This is a genomic window from Colwellia sp. 5_MG-2023 (assembly GCF_030547795.1).
In the GTDB taxonomy this organism is placed as follows: domain Bacteria; phylum Pseudomonadota; class Gammaproteobacteria; order Enterobacterales; family Alteromonadaceae; genus Colwellia.
In genome coordinates, this window is sequence record NZ_JAUOPW010000008.1 from 45,841 (window position 1) to 66,959 (window position 21,119).

Here is a 21,119-nt window from a genome sequence, read left to right on the forward strand (position 1 = left end):
CCGTTAAAAACCTAAACTTGATAAAAGATCATCAACATCATCTTGATCTTCAACAATATCATTTCTTTTTTCTTTATTAACTATTGGCCCTTCAACTAAGTTATCACCGACTTTAGGCGCTGATTTAGTCTGTCCATCTTCTGAAGAAATACCAAATGCCGTCAACATGTTAATTAAGCTCTCTTCAACTTCACGTACCAAATCAATGACTTTACGAATAACTTGTCCTGTTAAGTCCTGAAAATCTTGAGCCATTAATACATCAGTCATCAAACCATGAATATGAGCCGTCTCTTTACCTGTCGTAATTAATAAGCTATCAATATCAACACATAAACTTTTAAACTCTTTTAAATCTATCTCATTGTTCATTAGTTTAGACCATGCAGGTTTAACTGCACTAACTTGACTAGAAATATCTTCAATTACTGGAAAAATAGACTCAACTGCATCCATCGTTTTATTTGCAGCTTCTTCAGTACGAGTAATCACATAATTCAAACGCTCTTTAGCATCAGGAATTTCAGCTGTTGCTAAGTCATTTAATCGAGAATCTAACTGAAAATTTGTTAAAGAGTCATGTAATTGACGAGTTAACTTACCTATTTCTGCAAATAGTTCAGAGTTAATTGGGTTTTGAATCGCTGCCACAAGTGCATCAGCTTTTTCTTGTTGTCCTGTTTCTAAAAGTTCAACTAAAGATTTAGCCTGCTCCAAAGAAACACGCCCCACCATTGCCATACTCATGCAAAGTCCTTAATACTTAAGTTAAATTAATCAATTTTCTGAAGTAGCTTTAACTAGCTAGTCTAAATAAAATTAACCTAGACGTTCAAAAATTTTATTTAATTTAGCTTTGAGTGTTGCAGCCGTAAAAGGTTTAACAATGTAACCGTTAACACCAGCCTGAGCTGCCATAACGATTTGTTCCTTTTTCGCTTCAGCTGTAATTAATAATACTGGGATATGGGCTAAACGTGAATCTGCACGTATAGCTTTCAACAAATCAATACCTTGCATTCCTGGCATATTCCAATCTGTTACAACAAAGTCAAAATCACCATTTTGAAGCATAGGTAAGGCAGTACTGCCATCATCCGCTTCTTGAATGTTTGTAAAGCCTAAATCGCGTAACAAATTCTTTACTATACGTCTCATTGTTGAAAAATCATCAACAACTAGCACTTTCATATTTTTATCCAAGGCACCCTCCGGCGAAACATTCAAAATTTTTATAGGTTAACACAGTTATAATTCTACTTAATTTTGCCAAGATTGCATACGTGCTTTTAATCGATGCATTGCTTGACTATGAATTTGACTAACCCGAGATTCACTAACATCGAGTACAGCGCCAATTTCACGTAAATTCAATTCTTCATCATAATATAGAGACAGTACTAGAGCTTCACGTTCAGGTAAAGAACTAATACATTCACTTAACCCTTCTTTAAAGGCACTATGCTCGATACTTTGATACGGATCATCACCGTGATAAGTTTCATCAAACTTCAGTGCATCTTCACTCATTCCTAAGTCTTCGATACCGAGTATTTTACCAGAACTGACCTCACTAAGTATATGATGATACTCATTTAATGAAATTTCAAGTTTTTCAGCAACTTCTATATCAGTAACATCTCTGCCTAATGTTGCCTCTAATTGCTTAATTGCCTCACTGACCATGCGGCTATTTTTATGTACTGATCTAGGAGTCCAGTCGCCACGGCGTATTTCATCTAGCATAGCACCTCGAATACGGATGCCAGCAAAAGTTTCAAAACTAGCGCCTTTAGTGTTATCAAAGTTATTTGCAGCTTCAAATAAACCAATCATTCCTGATTGAATTAGGTCATCAACAATAACACTTGCCGGTAATCGAGCAAGTAAATGATAAGCAATTCGCTTAACCAACACTGTATGCTGTTCAAGCAACACAGTTTTATCAATTAAATTGTTATAGGCTTTAGTTTTTGCCACTTTTTGCTATTCCCACCAAAATATTTTTATATATTTATTATTTATATCAGTTACTTGATAACACAATATGAACGAGATATTAGTAATCGAGTAGCTGTTCAATAAAGAACTCTAAATGACCTGATGCTTGTTTTGGTATAGGCCAGCTATTAACATTCTTTGCTAATTCCTTAAACGCTATTGCTGCTGGTGAGTTAGGAAAAGCTTCAACAATGGCTTGTTGTTTGCGTACTGATTTTCTAATATTTTCATCGAATGGAATAACACCAACTAACTCCAGTGCTACATCTAAAAATCTATCAGTTACTTTCGTTAGTTTGGAAAATAATTGTTGCCCTTCTTTAGGTGTACGAACCATATTAGCAACAACTTTAAATTTGAATACATTATGATCACGGCTTAATAGTTTCATTAATGCATAACAATCGGTAATTGACGTGGGTTCATCACAAACAACTAAGACTACGTCTTGTGCTGCTCGAGTAAAACTCAGTACCATATCCGAGATACCGGCTGCAGTATCAACGATCAGTACATCAAATTGAGTATTCATTTCACTAAAAGCACGAATCAACCCTGCATGTTCAGCAGGAGTAAGGTCAACCATCGATTGAGAGCCAGAAGTAGCCGGTATGATTTTTATATTACGGGGGCCTGTAATAATAATATCATCAAGCTCACATTCACCTGATAATACATGAGAAAGGTTTCGTTTTACTCTTAACCCTAACATCACATCGACATTAGCCAACCCTAAATCGGCATCTAGCACTAATACTCTTTTCCCTTGCTGTCCAAGGGCTATAGCCGTGTTTAATGAAACATTGGTTTTACCAACGCCACCTTTACCACCAGAAACTGCTATTACTTTAACTTTTTTTAAGTCTTGCATTTTTCTTAAGCCGCTCGCTTGATCTGCCATTTATTACTTCTTATATTATCGCTTTATTTTAACTAAAAATACTGCAATTTAAAATACATCTATATCGCCACCGCTGGCGTTATCGGCATTGGTCTTGCTGTACGTTGAACATAAGCTGCATTCTTCTTTGCTGCGTTTGCTGCCATTTTATCTGCAAGCGTAACTAATTTCTCAGCATTTGCAACTTTAATATCTTCTGGAACTCTTTGTCCATCAGTAAGATAACCTATTGGCAGGCCATTTTGAATTGAAGTTGTAATTATTTCGCCAACACTCACACTTTCATCAAGTTTAGTATAAATACAACCCGATAGTGGTACTTTTTTAAAGCGATCAACATTTTCTTGCATAACTTGCTGCTGGCTATTAGCAGCTAACACTAAGTAATTTCTTATTCTCACTCTAGCATTAGATACTAAATTAGCTAAATTTTCGGCTAAACGTATATCTCTTTGCCCCATACCGGCAGTATCAATTAAAATTAATTTCTTTTGAGAAAACTGTTCAAGCAACAAGTCTAATGCTTGGCTATCTTTTGCTAACTTAACTTGACAACCAATAATTTTTCCATAAGTAGCCAGTTGTTCAAAACCCGCTATTCTAAAGGTATCCGTTGATATAAGAGCAACTTGCTCATGGCCGTGAACTTGAGAGAAACGTGCTGCTAGCTTAGCAATTGTTGTTGTTTTCCCTACGCCTGTAGGACCAACTAATGCAACAATACCACCACGATGAATTATATCATTTTGCGTCGTATTAAGTTGTTCACCAATTAACTTAGTCGCTTGTTGCCAAGCTTGTTCATCATGGTATTTAGAAGGAACATAACCTGCTATTTGATCAGCAATTTGTTCATTTAAACCTAACCCTAATAAACGGTTAACTAACACAGCACGTTGAGGCTCTTTTTGCGCCATATCTTGCCACATAAGACCCGATACTTGATGTTCAAGTAACTTTCTTATTGAAGCCATCTCTTGTTGCATTTTATCAAAATCTTGTTGGCTAACATGACTATTTGCATCTACATCATGTTCTGACAAAGGGACTGACTGTAATTTTTCAGCCATTTGTTCAGCTTCTAATGAAGTGTGCCCTTCAAACTGAGCATGCTCATTATTATGATTTACTTCTGGTGCAGGAATTGTTCCATCAGGCTTTGAATGACGTAAGCGTTGAGTAAAATTACGTAATTGATCTTCAATATTCTCGTCTTCACTCACAACTTGATTATTCTGCTGAATATGCCCCTGTTGAGCATAAGCTTGCTCAGACTGATCATTAGATTGTTGGTTCGATGAATGATGTTGAACCTGCCGACTTAACAGTGCTGACAAACTATCAACAGGCTCGGTAGTACTGTTGGCGATATTATGACCTACCTGTGCTTCAGGTACAGCGATATTTGTTGCCTCAGCACTTTGAATATTAACCGTATCATTTTGTATTTCACGGTTATTTTCATTAACTGTAGAAGGATTAACCTGTGGAGAAGGTGCACTTACTGGCGCTGATTGGCTGTAATCAACTGCAGCCATCAATTCAACACCTTCAGGTATTTTTTTATTAGACATGATTACGGCATCTACGCCTAATTCTTCTTTAATTTGTGCTAATGCGCTACGCATATCTTTGCCAACAAAACGTCTTATTTTCACAGTTAACTCCTTATTTAGCTACGAGCGACTAAACTTTACTCTGCAACTTATCATGCTCGATACTTATGCTGCTCGTTACTTTTTATTTGGTATTTTATTTACCCAAATTATTAGTTACTGCCCAATAGCACTTACAATTTTAATTTGTTTATCATCAGGTATTTCTTGATAAGAAATAACCCTTAAGCCTGGTATGGTATATTTTACAAATTTAGCTAACACTGAACGTAAAATACCGGATGTTAATAAAATTGGGGTATCACCGGCTAATTCTTGCTGCTGAGCACCCTCATTTAATGATTTTTGTAAACGTTCAGCTAAACCAGGTTCAATACCCGCACCATCATCTCCAGCCATCTGCATAGACTGATGCAACATTTGTTCCAACTCAGGCGCCAAGGTTATGACAGGTATTTCAAGTGCCGATCCGACCAGATCTTGAATAATAAATTTACGTAAGCTAATTCTTACCGCTGCGGTTAGAACTTCTGCATCTTGGCTTTTAGGACCGTACTCAACAAGTGTTTGTATAATTGAACGCATATCACGGACAGCAACACCTTCATTCATTAAACTTTGCAATACCTTAACAACGGTGCCCAGAGATAATGTATCAGGAATAAAGCCTTCAACGAGCTTAGGATAAGTTTTAGCTAGAATATCAATAAGATTTTGTACTTCTTCATGGCCTAACAGTTGAGCAGCATTATTTGTTAGAATTTGGCTTAAATGAGTTGCTAAAACAGTCGCAGAATCAACCACGGTATATCCTAATGTTTGTGCTTGCTCTCGTTGATCTTGCTTAATCCAAACAGCATCTAACCCGAAAGCAGGATCTTTAGTTGGTACACCATCAAGCTTTCCAAAAACCTGCCCAGGGTTAATCGCTAATTCTTGGTCGTGTCGTATTTCTGCACTTCCAACGGTGACACCCATTAATGAGATTTGATAACTATTAGGATCTAAATCTAGGTTGTCACGAATATGAACAGCAGGCACCAAAAAGCCAAATTCTTGTGATAACTTTTTACGCACACCTTTAATTCGGCTAAGTAATTCGCCACCTTGTGCTTTATCGACTAACGGAATTAATCGATAACCAATCTCTAAACCAATAACATCAACATGATTAACATCATCCCAACCCAATTCTTTAATTTCTTCTTCTTTTTGCTGACTTTGTACTTGTGCTTCTTCTGCCACTTTTTCTAATGCCATGGCTTTAGTAATTTTATGCTTGCTACCAAAATAAGCGAATGCAGCAATAACGCTAGCAAACAGTAAAAATGCAAAATGTGGCATTCCAGGAATAATACCAATAACAAACATAACGCCTGCTGCAATATAAAGTGATTTCTCTTGTCCTAGTTGGCTGCTTACTTGTTCACCCATGTCTTGCGAGGTATTTTGACGCGTTACTACAATTGCAGTTGCTACAGAAAGCAGTAACCCTGGAATTTGCGCCACTAAACCATCACCAATGGTTAATAAAGTATATATTTCAACAGCTTCATTAAAGCTAAGGTCATGCTGAACCATCCCAATCACTAACCCACCAATAATATTGATGAATAAAATTAAAATCCCTGCTACAGCATCGCCTTTAACAAATTTACTTGCACCATCCATCGAACCATAAAAGTCGGCTTCACTGGTTACTTCAATGCGGCGCTCTCTTGCTTGCTCTGCATTGATAAAGCCAGCATTTAAATCAGCATCTATTGCCATTTGTTTACCTGGCATAGCATCAAGCGTAAAACGCGCTGTAACTTCAGCAATACGTCCCGCACCTTTAGTTACTACAACAAAATTGATAATAATTAGGATAAGAAATACAACTAAGCCAACGGCATAATTGCCACCAATAACAACAGAGCCAAAAGCTTCAATAACTTTACCAGCAGCATCTGTTCCTTCATGCCCTTCAAGTAAAACCACTCGAGTACTGGCAACATTAAGTGCTAAGCGAAGTATGGTTGCAATAAGAATAACGGAAGGGAAGGAGCCAAATTCTAAAGGCTTAAGCGTATAAACAGTGATTAATAACACCACCAAAGATAATGCAATGTTAAATGAAAAAAGTACATCCAGTAACCAAGCTGGCATCGGTAAAATAACCATACCAAGAGCAGCCATTACTAAAATAGGCGTACCTAGTCCTGAAATATGAGATAATTTTTTTTTATCGAATTTATTGAAAAAGGCGGTTAATTGCATTTGATACTGCTGCTCTTTATGATGAATTTTTGACGCTAACGATGGAATTGCAAAAGCTATACCAAAAGGTAAGACAGTACTACTTTAATATTTAAACTCATCGGGAATAGGTAATTTTTTAGCGATAGGGATAGGCTTTTTACCTCGCCCTTTTTTATGTTCATTAAGTTGAAAAATAAATGCTAGTACTTGTGCTACTGCTGCATATAGCTCTTCAGGGATATCTTGATCAACCTCTGCAGTATAATATAACGATCTTGCTAAAGCCGGTGACTGAACAATTTCAACGTCATGTTCTTTGGCAATGGTGCGAATATGTATTGCCATTTCATCTATACCTTTTGCTACCAGTTGCGGTGCTCCTCCCATATCAGCATCATACTTTAATGCCACGCTATAATGGGTAGGGTTGGTGATGACAACATCTGAATTAGGTACTTCGCCCATCATCCGTCGTTGCGACATTTCATATTGTGTTTGCTTGATACGCCCTTTAATTTCAGGGTTACCTTCAGTACTTTTATATTCGTCTTTAATTTCTTGCTTAGTCATTTTAAGTTGGCGTGTATGATTCCAAACTTGATAGGGTGCGTCTATAACAACAATAAGACCAATAGATAGCGCTAACGCTAAAAACATCCACAATAACATATTTACCGCATGACCAAAATTTAACGGTATAGCTTCTAAACTAAGCCCTAAAATTTGTGAAAAAAGCCCTTTAAGTAATAAAAAAGCGACAATAAAGACAACAAAAAACTTTAAAATAGATTTTACTAATTCAACGCCTGCTTGGACACCAAACATACGTTTAAAGCCAGCAAGTGGCGAAAGTCGACTTGCTTTTGGTGCCATAGCTTCCCAAGAAAAAGCCATCCCCCCCAACATGGTATTGCCAATGAATGCAGCGACCATAATAATAAAAAAAATAGCTAGAACGGGGAAGATAATATTGTTTGTTGCACTATAAATAACGCCTACTATAGCGTGTGGATCCATCGCTTCATTACGCGTTAATGAAAACAAGCGTTTCATCGAGCTTGATAAAGCATCAACCAAGGAGCTCCCCATTACCATCAGAGCAAAGGCACTTCCAACTAAAACAAACATGGTACCTAGATCTTTGGATCGGGCTATTTGACCTTTTTTTCGTGCGTCAGTGAGCTTTTTTGCCGTTGGCTCTTCACTTTTTTCACCGCTATCTGACTCAGCCATGCAGTACTACCCTAAAAATATAATGCTTTAAGTATACAAGTTCACTATAGTTCACATCCATATAAAATTCCTTAACTAACCTGAACTTGATTTAAGATATTTTTTATTACTTAAAACTTTTAATATGACTACTTTTATTATACGCCAGCTTACGCGTTTGTTACTTTAGTTCAGAAAACACGACGAAAACTTCGCGTTAATTGCTAATTTATGACAAGTAAATTTCACGATTAAGTCAAAAAATAGTGGCTAGAGAAAGGGTTTATTAGCCCAACACAAAATAACTGTACTTATTTGATATTATGGCCCAGCACAATCAATTAAGTAACAACTAAAGTCTAATGCTCTTTGCCATTGTAATTCAAAATGAGTAAGGAAGTTACCAAAGGTTAACCACATAATCAATAAGCCCGCCATCATAGTAATAGGAAACCCTATTGCAAATATATTAAGCTGTGGTGCGGCCCTAGTCATCACGCCAAATGAAAAATTAATTAACAACATCGCCGTTAAAGGCGCTAACGAAAGTGATAAAGCCGTTGCAAACATCCATTTTCCCCATAGTACCATTTCTTGATATTTAACACTGGCGAACTGTTCATTACCAATAGGAAGGGTGTCGAAACTCGCTACTACAAATTGCAAGTAAGCTAAATGACCATCCATAGTCCAAAAGAGTAATGTGGATAATATTAAGAAAAACTGACCAACCGCTGGTACGTTCATACCACTAGCCGGATCGACCAATGAAGCAAAACCTAAACCTGATTGCATGGCAATTATTTGGCCTGCTAAAGTAAAAGTATCAACGACCATCACGGTTATAAAACCTAAACTAATACCAATAAGTATTTGCTGCCCTATCAATAAGAAAGTAGTAAGAGATAAGAGTTGTTCGACATTAGTCGGCGGTATTGCGGGCATAATTGCGATGGTAAGCGCCACACATAAAAATAGCTTAATACGAGTCGGAATAGTACGAGCACCTAAACCAACCATCATCATCACTAAAGCAGAAATACGAGTGAAAGGAAGAATGAAATCTGCAATATATTGGCTAACAATTGACTCGGTGAACTCCATTAGTTTACAACGCTTGGAATACTAGCAACTAATCTGAAGGTGTAATCCATCAGTTTTTGTACCCCCCAATGACCGCCATAAATAACGGCGAGTAATGTAACAATTAAACGAGGTAAAAAGCTTAATGTTTGTTCATTAATTGATGTTGCAGCTTGAAATATAGCTACAAGCAAGCCGATAAATAAACTCGGTAAAATTACAGCACTTACGAGAAGGATTACTAGTAACAAAGCATCTCTTAATATATCTACAAAGACTTCTGGTCCCATCTTATATTCTCTTATATAACTAATATATGCTAAGTACCTAACCCATAACTGGTTGCAATAGTACCAATAACTAAATTCCAGCCATCCACTAAAACAAATAACATTAATTTAAAGGGGAGTGAAACAATCATAGGTGAGAGCATCATCATTCCCATCGCCATTAAAATACTCGCAACCACCAAATCAATAATCAAAAAAGGAATAAATAATATAAAGCCTATTTGAAAAGCTGTTTTTAATTCACTAATAATAAACGCTGGAATAATAACTCTCATGGGTAAATCAGTAGGTTGGTCAACAGCTTCAATTCCAGCCATTGAAGCTAAAGTATCTAAGTCTTTTAAGCGGGTTTGCTCAAGCATAAAGGCCCTTAATGGAACTTTACCTTTATCAATAGCCTCGACAGAAGTTAATTGATCTGCAATATAGGGCTGAATTGCCACTTCATTTATTTGATTGTAAACAGGTGTCATGATGAAGAGCGTCATAAATAACGTTAAACCAATAATCACCTGGTTTGATGGCGTTTGCTGTAAACCAAAAGCTTGACGAAGTATGGCCATCACAACCACAATACGTGTAAAAGAGGTCATCATTATAACAGCCGCAGGAATAAAGCTTAACGCTGTCATAAACATTAAAATTTGCAACGTTACTGAATACTCTTGAGAGCCATCAGAATTCGTTGTTAATTTTAAAGCTGACATTGATAAATCTTCAGCAGCAAAAGCACCAAAACTTAATGTTGATACTAACAATGAGAATAAAACCAACCAGGCAATTTTTTTCATAGTCACTTATTTATTATTTTTGATGTTATGTATTGTTTCATTAGTCGTGATACTACTATGACCTTCTGTTTTAACTGTATTTTTCTGAAGAAAAGACAGGACACCGCTAGATAAAGCTACAGCTTTTCCTGTTTGCACCTCTAGCGGTTTATCTAACGTTTTAAGTAAAGATACTTGCTGCGCAGAAACACCTAAAACCAATTGTTCTTCACCTATTTGAAGTACAACCACTCTTTCTTTAGCACCTAAAGATAAGTTGGCAATAATACTTAATCGATTTGAGTTTTGTTGTGTAAGATTAAAACGCTTTAAAACAAAACCACTAACAATAATTAATGCCAACACCATTAATAAAGACATAATCATGCTGCCAACATCAAGGTTTGAATTAACATGTTTACCGACTTCTGGCGCTTTTTCTGTAACGGCCGTTTCGTTTACATTCGCTGAATCTACGTTTTCAGCATTTTCAATCTCACTCTTTTTACCCACTTCAAGATCAACCTGAGAAGTTTCCTCACTGTTCGATGTCTTATTAAAAACTTTATTATCAGTCACTTCTTGTGCAAAAGATACCGGAGTAAACACAACCAAAGCACAAAAAAATAAAACGATTATTTTAACCATTATTTTAACTTCTTAATTCGTTCTATCTGACTAATTACATCCGTTAAACGAATACCAAATTTATCATTAACCACCACAACTTCACCATGAGCTATCAGGGTACCATTAACCAAAACATCAAGTGCTTCACCAGCTACGCGATCTAGCTCAACCACAGAGCCTTGATTAAGCTGTAATAAATTTCGAATACTAAGATTACTTCGACCAACTTCCATAGAGATAGTCACTGGAATATCTAAAATAGTATCCAGCTTACGTTTTTCTTCACCTGTGATTGGTCTTTCGTCTTCGGTCAATTCTTCTAATTCAACTTTTTTTGCTTGATTAGCTTTTTCTGCAGACGCTTCAGCTTGCTCATCTAATGCCTCATCCCACATACTTAAATCTTCTTCATTATCATCGCTCATACCGCTTGCCTCAATGTCAATTCTTTACAATTAATGTTCTATACCCGATAAGTATTACAAATCATCTTCTAAAAGTTCCAGTTCTGCGTCGCTGTCAAGGCGCTTGCCGCCTTTAGTCAAAATAGTTAATTCCGATTTAACAGATTCAGGACGTTTAATTTTTTCTTCTATTTTTAACGCTATATTTTCACGACTACGGCCTAGCTTAGCTCTAAAGGTAGGTAAGTCTTCAATTAAGACCGTAATATATTCAGGCATTTCTATCGGAATAATATCGCCTGCTTGTAGCTCCATTAACTGATTTAATGGTATGTCTACTTCTAAAAATTTAGTATTTAGTGCAACAGGCACATCCATAATTTCATCACGCAATGCCTTAGACCAGCGCATATCTGTATCTTCTTTATCACTTTGCACACCCGCATCAAGTAATTCTCGAATAGGCTCAAGCATTGCGTAAGGCAGAGCAATATGAAAATCCCCTCCTCCACCATCAAGCTCAATATGGAAAGAGCTGATAACAACCACTTCTGTTGGGCTTGCAATGTTTGCCATTGATGGGTTCACTTCTGAGTCTAAATACTCAAAAGAAACATCCATCACAGGCGACCAAGATTCTTTATAATCTTCAAAAATTAATTTTAATAACATTTGAATAATACGACGCTCGGTCGGAGTAAATTCTCGACCTTCAATTTTCGCGTGATAGCGACCATCTCCGCCAAAAAAGTTGTCAACTAAAATGAAAACTAAGCGTGCTTCCATGGTAATAAGGCCAGTGCCTTTTAAGGGACGAAAACGTACCATGTTTAAACTTGTAGGCACAAATAAAGTATGTATATATTCACCAAACTTTATCATTTGAATGCCGTTTATCGATACTTCAGCGGTTCTACGCATCATATTAAATAAGCTAATACGCATATGACGAGCAAACCGTTCGTTCACCATTTCCAACGTCGGCATACGACCACGAACAATGCGATCTTGCGAAGAAAAATCATAGTCAGAACTGCCATCCTCTCGAGTTGGGGAATCTTCAACTATTTGTTCTTCTTCAACATCATCAACACCATGTAAAAGCGCATCAATTTCGTCTTGGGATAATAAATCACTCACGCGTCATACTCTTTTCGCCCATATTGGCTTCATTTAACCTAGTTAATATACATTCATATGAACACTATCAACGGTCACTGTCATTGTAAACTAGCAGCCAATTATTCGCTGCTTTTTCAAAAAATTATTGCATTATAAAGCCGGTAAACAGAACTTTTTCAACCGTCTCATTTCCTTTAAGATCTTTCATTACTAGTTGTACTGCAGAAAGTGATTGATCTTTCAATACTTCCTTACCTACACTAGTTGCTAAATCGTCAGCATTGGCTTGTGAAAAAATATTTAATAAAGTACTTTCAATTAAAGGTATATGCATTTTAGCATTCTCTTCATTATCAGCACCTCGAACCAACAATTGTACACGTATTTCAATAAAACGATCACGAGTAGCACCTGGAATATTAAAGCGAAATGGTCTTGGCATAGGAACATAAAGTGCTGAACCAACTTGAGCAGGTGCATTTTCATCAGCATTAGCTTCATTAGAGGAGCCTTGGCTAGATTTAGCTTGCTCTGATGTATCGCCTCCATTGTTCCCCATAAAAAAGTAATAGCCGCCACCAGCGATTAATACTACGGCTATGATCGCAATAATAATGATCATTTTTTTCTTTTTGCCGCCGCCATCTAATTCTAGTTCGTTTTTTTTACCTTTTTCGTCAGCCATAACTTACCTTTAGCTATTTATTAGTAAACATTAGTAAACTATATCCTTGAATAGCACTCTAGCCAATGTGTTTTCATCAACTTAGTGATATTTAGCCTAATTTATCTGCAATTTTATTCATATATTTTTTTTATGCATAATAATCGATAACTTTAGTTGAGGTATCCGATATTCTAGCTGATAAACTATGTTCTACCACATCACTAGCATCTGCCGTGTTTTGTGAGAATTGACTGTGGTTACCTCCACTACTTGCTTCAGCATCTGATTGCTGAGACTGTTGCTCAACATTCGCATCTCCAACATCAACACCTTGTTCAGCTAATAGATCTCTTAACTTATGCATGTTTTGCTCAAAAGCTTCTTTAGCCTGTTGATTTTGAACAACAAAATTAACAGTTGCTTGTTCACCTTGCAAGTTAACTCTTACTTGCACGTTACCTAATTCAGGCGGGTCGAGTGTAATATCAAATTGCTGTAATTTTTGTGAAATAACTAACATCACTTTATCTTTTACTGCGTCGGCAAAATCTCGTCTAAAAATTGAAATAGTTTCCTGATGTAATTGGATGTTAGTTTTTTGACTTTGTACTACTTCGCCATTGGCTGTTAATGCCAATGCATCAGATGATTGTTGCTCTACTCTATCGTAAGCATCTTGTGTTGTCTTACTCGCCTCACCAATAAAATTACTACGATTATTCGGTTCAATAATATCTGCTGTAGTACTAGCCTTATTATTTACGCTCTTATTACCATCAGCATCTACTATTTTATTTTGCCCAATAAGTTTATCAATTGACTGTTCATTCAAGACTTCTTCAGGCTCAAACGTACTAGCTTCTTCCATGCTAGACGCAACTGAAGCTTGTCCTAAATTAGTAGGCACTGCATTTTTATTGATAACCTGTGAAGTTAAATTATCATTATTTTTTACTATGCCACTTTGAGTTTTACTACTTTCAACAACAGTATCAACTTCAGCTGTGGTTAACTCATTTTTTAAAACGCTAACCCCATTATCAGTTTTCATTAGCTTTTCATTAATTGTTGATTTTACTTCACTGTCGCTACCATCATCAGCTCCAATTGAAGTTCCTAACACCTCTCTTACCGATCCACTGATATTATTCGGGTTAACTTCTTTGCTAGCCGTCATAAGGTTTTGCTGTAAATTATCGCTTTTTACTTCAGTGCCTACTGGTATTGTACTTTGGCTTGCTATAGCTGTATCTACAAACTTCTGAGGAGAGGTATTTTCATCCTGAGGATTTATTTCCACTTGTTCTGCTATTTTATTATTAGCCATAACATTTTTTTCAGCTAATTTAGTTAAATCAGTTTCTAGGTTATTAGCACTCCCCTTACTCACTTTATCTTGAGCACTATTCACTAATTTTTCTGTAGCCAACGTTTCATCAGTTGGACTTTCACCATCAATTAATAGTGTACTACTCGCCTGATTAGCCATAATATTTTCGTTAATGTTACTCCCTTTACCAATTTCTGGGTTTTTATCTTCAGAAATTAATGAATTAATTAACTTATCTGGTCCTTGAATAGCATCCGTTCTCACCTCTGTGGTTGAGGAAACAGCCTTAGCAACACTTGACAACCCAGTCGATAAACCTTTGTTTTTTAAAGATGTTTCAGTATTAAGTTTTGTTGTTTTCTCGTCAGGCATTTCATTAACATTCACTGCTGAAGCATCCACTATTGAAGGCACTGCTTTATCGGAAGAAGCCTCAGTCACTAGCGTTTGATCAACCTTTGTTAAAAAAGTCATAAGTAATTCTGATTCATCAACAATTTTTTTATCATCAGCATTTACTATACTTGTATCAGGTTCATCTTGATTGCCAAGAGCGGCAACTTCTTGCATATTTGTTGCCGGATCAGCGTTATCAACTACAGCCTGATGATATTCGGATCTATCTTGGATTTTATCATCCCTACTTATATTTTTTTGCTCAATAGCTGGCTTACTCGTTTTCGAAGAAGCTTTTTCATTAGAGACGATTCTATCATTAGGGGGATTATTTTCAGACTTAGTATGTTGCTTATTTTTAGAGAGCTGTATGTCTATATGCTGGGAAAATTTATCCTTTGGTGAAGCGGAATTTAAAGCACCTGCATCGTCTTTATTTTCGATACCTTGTGATACTTTCATGGATAAAACATTGAGTTGTTGCATAATAGCCCCAATTGCTAAAATTGATATAACTAAAGTATAACGACACTTTAACCAAACTATAAATTAAGAAAAAACTCCTTAACAGCTTTAGATAAGCAATAATCATTCCAGTTAGCTTTAAAATGCCTATAACGAGTGAATATAGTGTACAAATAATTTTAGTAGTGATGACGCTAGTTTTATCGCTTGAATATTCACTTACGCAAACTTACTACCGTTTGTTATTTAGGATTAAACTCCTAGGTCAAAATTAGCGTATAAATTGCAATTTAAGGTACACGTTTTATCGAGTCTAATAAGTATGTCCAACTCGATTAATAATTCGATTTTCGACGTAAAAATTGTTGGGTAGATATTTCATCAAACATACTTTGTTCTTTCTTGCTTTCAATCTTCATTAACGCTGCATTACGCTTATCAGTAAGCATTTCGACAGCCTGTACTTTTTGTCTTTGTTTGATCCACAACTCTTTACTTTGTTCAACTAACGCTTTAGCTTGATTCATCGCAATTTTAACTTGTTCTGCTGCATTATCGAGCTTATTAATGAAAGCATGATAGTGATTATAAGTAGCGCTATCCAAGCCAAGCGCTGTTCGTTCACTTAAACGCGACATATATTCTAATCGATAATCAGACACACTTTGTAAGCGAGTTAAATTTTGCTGATAATCATTTTCAGCATTGCGCAGTGCATTCTCCGCCTTCTCTTCCTTACTTTGCTCAAACTTTAATAGCGTGAGTAACTGCTTGTTATTATTTGCCGCCATAATATGTATTCCTTAAACGGTTAGCATGTTGAAGATACTTAACTTATTAGTCTTGAACATTTAATGCTAAGACTTAACGCGCTCAATTAATTCTTTTAATTAACGCTTCGCATTAGCCGTAGCAGCAGCTATTATTTCTTGTAATTGCTGTACACTTTGTTCAAAAGGTATTACTTCTTGAATCTGTTGTTGTAAAAAAAAGTTAATAACTGGCTGAACATTTATCGCTTGATCAATCCGAGGATCATTTCCTTTAGTGTAAGCACCGATAGCAATTAAATCTTTGTTTTGTTGATAAACAGAATAAATCTGTTTCAGCTGACGGGCTAGTTGTTGATGTTCAACATTAGTGACCATTGGCATTACACGAGAAATTGACCCTTCAATATCAATAGCTGGATAATGTCCTGCATCTGCAAGTTCTCGCGATAAGACAATATGGCCATCTAAAATAGCACGAGAGGCATCAGCGATAGGATCTTGCAGATCATCACCTTCTGTTAATACGGTATAAAAAGCAGTAATTGATCCTTGCCCTTCCCCACCATTACCAGCTCGTTCAACAAGTTGTGGTAATTTAGAAAAAACTGACGGTGGATAACCTTTTGTTGCAGGAGGCTCTCCCACTGCTAACGCTATTTCTCGTTGTGCTTGCGCGTATCGAGTTAATGAATCTAAAAGTAGTAAAACATCTAATCCTTGATCGCGAAAATATTCACTTATCTGTACTGCGGTTTCACAACCCTTTAACCGCATTAAAGGAGAGTTATCTGCCGGTGCAGCGACCACAACAGAGCGAGCGCGCCCTTCTTCACCTAAGATCTCTTCAATAAACTCTTTTACTTCTCGCCCACGCTCTCCAACTAAGCCAACGACAATAACGTCAGCTGTTGTTCCTCGTGTCATCATACCCATGAGTACACTTTTACCAACACCTGAGCCTGCAAATAACCCCATACGCTGGCCTTTACCAACGGTAATAAAGCTATTAATTGAGCGTACACCAACATCAAGTGGTTCAGTAATGGCTCGACGTGATAAAGGATTAATAGGGCTAGTATTTAATTTATAGTCATCATCATTTGTAATAGGTCCTTTCCCATCAAGCGGCTTTCCTATGCCGTTAATTACTCGCCCAAGTAAATTCATTGACAAAGGAAGGTGCATTTTAGCTGATATTGGAAGTACCCTAGCACCGGGTAACACACCACGCAGGCTCTCTTCCGGCATAAGGTAAGTTATCTCTTGTGCAAAACCAACAACTTCGGCTAATAAATCACCATGAGCGGTTTCAACTAAACATTGGCTACCTATATGCGCTTTTACACCAACAGCCTCTAAGGTTAAACCCACAACACGTACTAGGCGACCAGCAACAGGCTCTTTAAATGGGTGTATAAATTTTTGACTGTTTTTTAATCTATCACTAATACGTTGGCTATCGACCATTATTTACCCTTCAACATGAGATAAAAGCGTAAATTTACTTACGCCTAACTAGTCAAAAAATTATTGATGTAAAGCATCCTGCAAGAAAGATTCCAATACTTGCTTTAAACGAGACTTCATCTGTAAATCAATGTTAGAAGTGCTATTTTCTATTTGGCAGCTTCCGACACTTAATTGTGGTGCCGGCAGCAATTTCCATCCACTTTCTTGAATGTGAGATGCACCAAACTGCTGTTCTACGCGTTTAATATCTTCAGGGTTTAAATATATTTGCGTTGTAGATTCATTACTAGGTAATGATTTGATACCGGCATTGATAGCAGCCATCAAAATATCGGGATTGGTTTTAGCTTCTTGTAAAACAACAGCTTCTGTTAATTGCACAACTAAATTTAGCAGTTGTTCTTCTATATTTTTTTCAACACTCGCTAAGGGCTTGTCTAACTGTTCAATTAAACTTTTCCAATTGTCACTTAACGTGTCAATCGTTTCTTTACCTTGAGCTAAACCTTGCTCTGTACCTACTTCAATACCTTGAATAGTACCTTCTTCAATGCCTTGTGCTTTGCCTTCTTCATAACCTTTGCCAAACCCTTCTTCCTTGCCTTGACTAAAGCCTTCATCATGTGCTGCTTGTCTTATTTCTTCAATTTCTTCTGCGGTAAGCGGCTCAGGCTCTTCAATTTCTTCTTCTGGCGGTTCAAAGCGCCATGTGCTCTTTTTTCCTAAAGCATTCGTATGACTTTCTTGGTTTTCAACCACTTCTGCTTGCACATTTGGATAAGACCAAACATCTAATTCTTCTGATTCTTTTGCTTTTATAATGCGGGGTGATGTTTTATTCATATTTTTCTCAAAACGGGTTGGTAACTTGTTAAACGAATACTTAATAAATCAAATAAGTATAAAGCCCAAACAGCAAATAAGTATTTTACTATCATCAATGACAATTATAAGAACTCATCGCCACCGCCACCACCAAGCATAATTTCACCTGCGTCAGATAATCGACGAGCAACGGCAAGAATTTCTTTTTGTGCAACTTCTACTTCACTAATACGTACAGGCCCCATTGCGTCAAGATCATCTACTAGCATTTCAGCAGCACGTTTCGACATATTACTAAGGAATTTTTCTCTGAGAGCTTCATCTGCACCTTTAATAGCTTTCATTAGCGCGTCTTGTTCAACTTCTCGTAAAATTGCCTGCATGCCTCTATCATCAACATCTGCTAAGTTTTCAAAAATGAACATTAAATCTTGAATTTGTTGACTCATTTCTTCGTCGTTTTCTCGCATCGAGTCCATCAGTGTACCTTCAACGTTAGTATCAAGATAATTCATGATATCTGCTGCAGCTTTCAAACCACCCATTTTGGCTGCTTGAGCACCTGCTTGGCCAGCAAATTGTTTTTCCATAATCTCATTTAATTCTTGAAGTGCGGCAGGTTGTACTTCTTCTAAGTTAGCAATACGCATCATCAAGTCTAAACGCACTTTATCTGTAAACTGGCTCATAATTTCAGCAGATTGCTCTGGTGCTAAATAAGACAGTACAATCGTTTGAATTTGGGGATGTTCATTTCTTATAATATTTGCCACTTGCTTAGAGTCCATCCATTTTAAAGAGTCTAAACCTTTTGACGCCCCGCCCATAATAATTTGATCAATGAGATTGCCAGCTTTATCTTCACCTAAAGCGGCCGTTAAGGCTTTACGAACAAAATCTTCACTTTGAAAACCAATAGTAGAAAAGTTTTGAATATCATGAATAAACTGTTTATGTACTGCGGTAATCTTCTCTTGTGTGAAGTCTTCCATTGCCGCCATAACAGTACCGACTTGTTGTACTTGCTTAGGCTCTAGATGCTTCAATATTTGTGCAGCATCCTCTTCAGATAGGCTTAACAATAGAATCGCAGCCTTCTCACTGCCTTCTAATTTACTAATATCAAAACTTGGTTTTGTTGCGGTAAGCTCTCCGCCTGTGTTTAATTCATCACTCATCTTCGGTCAACCAACTTTTAACTACTTGAGACGACAATTCAGGTTCATTAGCAACTAATGCTCGAACCGCTTTTAATATATCTTCATCACGATGAAGGTCTGGTAATTGTAAGCTACCATCAGGAGCAAAACCAACATTACCTGCATCGAAGTCTGACGTTAGCATATCCATGGTTTCATCACCAAGATCTATATGACTATCAAGGGATTTATCGCCATAATCATCTGGTGAACTATCTGGGTAAATTAAACGTTTCAACATCGGACGAACAACAGCCATAATTAGCACTATAATTACTACAGCCGCCATCAGAAGTTTTGATAATTTCAAAAACCATAACTGTTCCCACATTGGCAACACATCTGCTTCACCAAGATCAATACGATTAAAAGGAATAGTAATAACTTCTAAAACATCCCCTCTTTGTAAATCAAAACCAATACTTCCTTGTAATAAACGTCGAATAGAAGCTATTTCAGCAACACTTCTTGGTATTTTAGCAACCGCTGCAACGGCTGTTTCTTCAGCTTCAGGGTCAACTGCAGGTGCGACGCCATCAACATAATCAAGTGCGACTGACACACTCACTCTGCGAACAACCCCTGTTTGCTGTTTGGTGTGACTGATCGCCTCATCAAGTTCATAATTTTTAGTTGATTCACTATGCTTTCTGGTTGGTGTTGACTTCACCTGTTGACCTTCTGCATCTTCTGGAATGCTTGATTCAAGTGGTGGTTGGTTAGTTAAAGCACCAGGAATACCACCTAATAAACCACCAATAGTGCTATCTTCAACTTTCATTTCGCTGCGCAGCGCAGGTAAATCAGAGTTATAACGACGAGCGGTTTCTTCTACATTGGTAAAATCCATGGTTACATCCACTTGCGCAGTGTAATTACCTAGGCCAACGATAGGAATGAGTATATTAGAAATTTTATCCATATATTCTTGTTCGCGCTTTTGTTCAATATCTAATTCATTACGCGAACGAGCAGACACTGAATTTTGGCTGCCTGAATTTAATAAACGACCATTTTGATCTGTTACCGTTACACGATTAGGACTCATTCCTTGAACTGATGAGGCAACAATATCAACAACAGCATCAACTTCTTCAGCCGAAAGTAAACGTCCTCGCTGTAAAGTCAGTACTATTGTCGCTGAAGGATTTTTCTCGCGGCGAGCAAAAATATTCTCTTTTGGAATAGCAAGTAATACTTTCGCGCGTGAAACACTTTGTAATTCTTCAATAGTATTAGCGATGCGTTGTTCTCTACCATACTTTAAACGTTCTTGTTCTAAACGTTGACTAACACCAAAGCCCATATCTTGCATTACCATATCTTCGCCTTCTGTCGCTTCAGCTGATAAACCTTCGCGGGCTAATAATAACTTTATGGTTTGATATTCATCGGTTGGTACTGAGAGAGTGTTATTTTCTTGACGATAATCAACTTTATTGGCATCAAGAAAATCCATTGTTTTAATAAGTTGCTCTGTAGGTTGCTTCGCTAAAAAGCGGTATTCAGGTTCGTTCGCGAGGATAATGACAAAAACAGAAATAGCTAAACAGATTGATAGCGCGACAACTAAGGTGATTTGACGTAAGGTATCAGCATTACCTAAAGCAGCGGCAAAGCCTGATTTTTTTTCTTCAATAGCGTTATCATCACCATAATCATTGGCAATCATGGAACTATTATTATCTGTTGCTACCATTGAATTTGTATCTGCCACTTTACTT

20 protein-coding genes are annotated in these 21,119 nt (G+C 37.0%); all 20 read right to left on the reverse strand.

Annotated features, from left to right (window positions below):
• Nucleotides 1-3: 3 nt before the first annotated feature.
• Nucleotides 4-747 (reverse strand): protein phosphatase CheZ, encoded by a 744-nt coding sequence (locus tag Q4496_RS08015; protein WP_215973340.1) that lies wholly within the window; start codon nt 745-747, stop codon nt 4-6.
• A gap of 72 nt (nt 748-819) precedes the next feature.
• Nucleotides 820-1,203 carry a chemotaxis response regulator CheY gene (gene cheY, locus Q4496_RS08020; RefSeq protein WP_159818383.1) on the reverse strand — a complete coding sequence of 128 codons (384 nt, stop codon included), beginning with the start codon at nt 1,201-1,203 and terminating at the stop codon, nt 820-822.
• A gap of 57 nt (nt 1,204-1,260) precedes the next feature.
• A complete protein-coding gene (locus Q4496_RS08025) occupies nt 1,261-1,980 on the reverse strand; it encodes an RNA polymerase sigma factor FliA (RefSeq protein WP_215973341.1) in 720 nt (239 codons plus the stop codon).
• A 79-nt stretch (nt 1,981-2,059) separates the two neighbouring features.
• Nucleotides 2,060-2,902: a MinD/ParA family protein gene (locus tag Q4496_RS08030; RefSeq protein WP_215973342.1), complete on the reverse strand. Its 843-nt coding sequence runs from the start codon at nt 2,900-2,902 to the stop codon at nt 2,060-2,062.
• A gap of 59 nt (nt 2,903-2,961) precedes the next feature.
• Nucleotides 2,962-4,560, reverse strand: a complete 1,599-nt coding sequence (flhF, locus tag Q4496_RS08035) for a flagellar biosynthesis protein FlhF (RefSeq protein WP_303610209.1) — start codon at nt 4,558-4,560, stop codon at nt 2,962-2,964.
• 114 nt (nt 4,561-4,674) lie between these two features.
• On the reverse strand, nt 4,675-6,777 hold the full coding sequence (flhA, locus tag Q4496_RS08040; RefSeq protein ID WP_215973344.1) for a flagellar biosynthesis protein FlhA: 2,103 nt from the start codon (nt 6,775-6,777) through the stop codon (nt 4,675-4,677).
• 84 nt (nt 6,778-6,861) lie between these two features.
• Entirely contained in the window at nt 6,862-7,992 is a 1,131-nt protein-coding gene (gene flhB / locus Q4496_RS08045) for a flagellar biosynthesis protein FlhB (RefSeq protein ID WP_215973345.1), read from the reverse strand.
• A gap of 300 nt (nt 7,993-8,292) precedes the next feature.
• Nucleotides 8,293-9,075 carry a flagellar biosynthetic protein FliR gene (gene fliR / locus Q4496_RS08050; protein WP_215973346.1) on the reverse strand — a complete coding sequence of 261 codons (783 nt, stop codon included), beginning with the start codon at nt 9,073-9,075 and terminating at the stop codon, nt 8,293-8,295.
• The gene (fliQ, locus tag Q4496_RS08055) at nt 9,075-9,344 is read right to left on the reverse strand and encodes a flagellar biosynthesis protein FliQ (protein ID WP_215973347.1); all 270 of its coding nucleotides are present in this window, start codon (nt 9,342-9,344) and stop codon (nt 9,075-9,077) included. Before fliQ ends, fliR begins: the two co-directional genes overlap by 1 nt.
• 29 nt (nt 9,345-9,373) lie before the next feature.
• Nucleotides 9,374-10,135 carry a flagellar type III secretion system pore protein FliP gene (gene fliP, locus Q4496_RS08060; protein WP_215973348.1) on the reverse strand — a complete coding sequence of 254 codons (762 nt, stop codon included), beginning with the start codon at nt 10,133-10,135 and terminating at the stop codon, nt 9,374-9,376.
• A gap of 6 nt (nt 10,136-10,141) precedes the next feature.
• Entirely contained in the window at nt 10,142-10,762 is a 621-nt protein-coding gene (gene fliO, locus Q4496_RS08065; RefSeq protein ID WP_215973349.1) for a flagellar biosynthetic protein FliO, read from the reverse strand.
• A complete protein-coding gene (gene fliN / locus Q4496_RS08070; RefSeq protein WP_215973350.1) occupies nt 10,762-11,169 on the reverse strand; it encodes a flagellar motor switch protein FliN in 408 nt (135 codons plus the stop codon). The genes fliO and fliN overlap by 1 nt, the downstream gene beginning before the upstream one ends.
• 54 nt (nt 11,170-11,223) lie before the next feature.
• Entirely contained in the window at nt 11,224-12,288 is a 1,065-nt protein-coding gene (gene fliM / locus Q4496_RS08075; RefSeq protein ID WP_215973351.1) for a flagellar motor switch protein FliM, read from the reverse strand.
• Nucleotides 12,289-12,412: 124 nt separating this feature from the next.
• The gene (gene fliL, locus Q4496_RS08080) at nt 12,413-12,955 is read right to left on the reverse strand and encodes a flagellar basal body-associated protein FliL (RefSeq protein ID WP_215973352.1); all 543 of its coding nucleotides are present in this window, start codon (nt 12,953-12,955) and stop codon (nt 12,413-12,415) included.
• 130 nt (nt 12,956-13,085) lie between these two features.
• The gene (locus tag Q4496_RS08085; protein ID WP_303610210.1) at nt 13,086-15,149 is read right to left on the reverse strand and encodes a flagellar hook-length control protein FliK; all 2,064 of its coding nucleotides are present in this window, start codon (nt 15,147-15,149) and stop codon (nt 13,086-13,088) included.
• A gap of 314 nt (nt 15,150-15,463) precedes the next feature.
• Entirely contained in the window at nt 15,464-15,919 is a 456-nt protein-coding gene (fliJ, locus tag Q4496_RS08090) for a flagellar export protein FliJ (RefSeq protein ID WP_215973354.1), read from the reverse strand.
• Between the two features lie 99 nt (nt 15,920-16,018).
• Nucleotides 16,019-17,368, reverse strand: coding sequence for a flagellar protein export ATPase FliI (gene fliI / locus Q4496_RS08095; protein ID WP_215973355.1), 1,350 nt, complete (start codon nt 17,366-17,368; stop codon nt 16,019-16,021).
• A 60-nt stretch (nt 17,369-17,428) separates the two neighbouring features.
• Nucleotides 17,429-18,214 carry a flagellar assembly protein FliH gene (fliH, locus tag Q4496_RS08100; protein WP_215973356.1) on the reverse strand — a complete coding sequence of 262 codons (786 nt, stop codon included), beginning with the start codon at nt 18,212-18,214 and terminating at the stop codon, nt 17,429-17,431.
• Between the two features lie 104 nt (nt 18,215-18,318).
• Nucleotides 18,319-19,374, reverse strand: coding sequence for a flagellar motor switch protein FliG (gene fliG, locus Q4496_RS08105; RefSeq protein WP_215973357.1), 1,056 nt, complete (start codon nt 19,372-19,374; stop codon nt 18,319-18,321).
• Complete coding sequence (gene fliF / locus Q4496_RS08110) at nt 19,367-21,067, reverse strand: flagellar basal-body MS-ring/collar protein FliF (RefSeq protein WP_215973371.1); 1,701 nt, start codon at nt 21,065-21,067, stop codon at nt 19,367-19,369. Before fliF ends, fliG begins: the two co-directional genes overlap by 8 nt.
• Nucleotides 21,068-21,119: the final 52 nt, after the last annotated feature.

Excerpts from the sequence above, each read along its gene's own strand:
- flhA (WP_215973344.1), bottom strand. The coding sequence starts at position 6,777 with ATGCAATTAACCGCCTTTTTCAATAAATTCGATAAAAAAAAATTATCT.
- fliH (WP_215973356.1), bottom strand. The coding sequence starts at position 18,214 with ATGAATAAAACATCACCCCGCATTATAAAAGCAAAAGAATCAGAAGAA.
- fliR (WP_215973346.1), bottom strand. The coding sequence starts at position 9,075 with ATGGAGTTCACCGAGTCAATTGTTAGCCAATATATTGCAGATTTCATT.
- fliI (WP_215973355.1), bottom strand. The coding sequence starts at position 17,368 with ATGGTCGATAGCCAACGTATTAGTGATAGATTAAAAAACAGTCAAAAA.
- fliO (WP_215973349.1), bottom strand. The coding sequence starts at position 10,762 with ATGGTTAAAATAATCGTTTTATTTTTTTGTGCTTTGGTTGTGTTTACT.
- flhB (WP_215973345.1), bottom strand. The coding sequence starts at position 7,992 with ATGGCTGAGTCAGATAGCGGTGAAAAAAGTGAAGAGCCAACGGCAAAA.
- fliJ (WP_215973354.1), bottom strand. The coding sequence starts at position 15,919 with ATGGCGGCAAATAATAACAAGCAGTTACTCACGCTATTAAAGTTTGAG.
- Q4496_RS08085 (WP_303610210.1), bottom strand. The coding sequence starts at position 15,149 with ATGCAACAACTCAATGTTTTATCCATGAAAGTATCACAAGGTATCGAA.
- fliP (WP_215973348.1), bottom strand. The coding sequence starts at position 10,135 with ATGAAAAAAATTGCCTGGTTGGTTTTATTCTCATTGTTAGTATCAACA.
- fliN (WP_215973350.1), bottom strand. The coding sequence starts at position 11,169 with ATGAGCGATGATAATGAAGAAGATTTAAGTATGTGGGATGAGGCATTA.
- fliQ (WP_215973347.1), bottom strand. The coding sequence starts at position 9,344 with ATGGGACCAGAAGTCTTTGTAGATATATTAAGAGATGCTTTGTTACTA.
- fliF (WP_215973371.1), bottom strand. The coding sequence starts at position 21,067 with ATGATTGCCAATGATTATGGTGATGATAACGCTATTGAAGAAAAAAAA.
- Q4496_RS08015 (WP_215973340.1), bottom strand. The coding sequence starts at position 747 with ATGAGTATGGCAATGGTGGGGCGTGTTTCTTTGGAGCAGGCTAAATCT.
- Q4496_RS08030 (WP_215973342.1), bottom strand. The coding sequence starts at position 2,902 with ATGGCAGATCAAGCGAGCGGCTTAAGAAAAATGCAAGACTTAAAAAAA.
- fliG (WP_215973357.1), bottom strand. The coding sequence starts at position 19,374 with ATGAGTGATGAATTAAACACAGGCGGAGAGCTTACCGCAACAAAACCA.
- fliL (WP_215973352.1), bottom strand. The coding sequence starts at position 12,955 with ATGGCTGACGAAAAAGGTAAAAAAAACGAACTAGAATTAGATGGCGGC.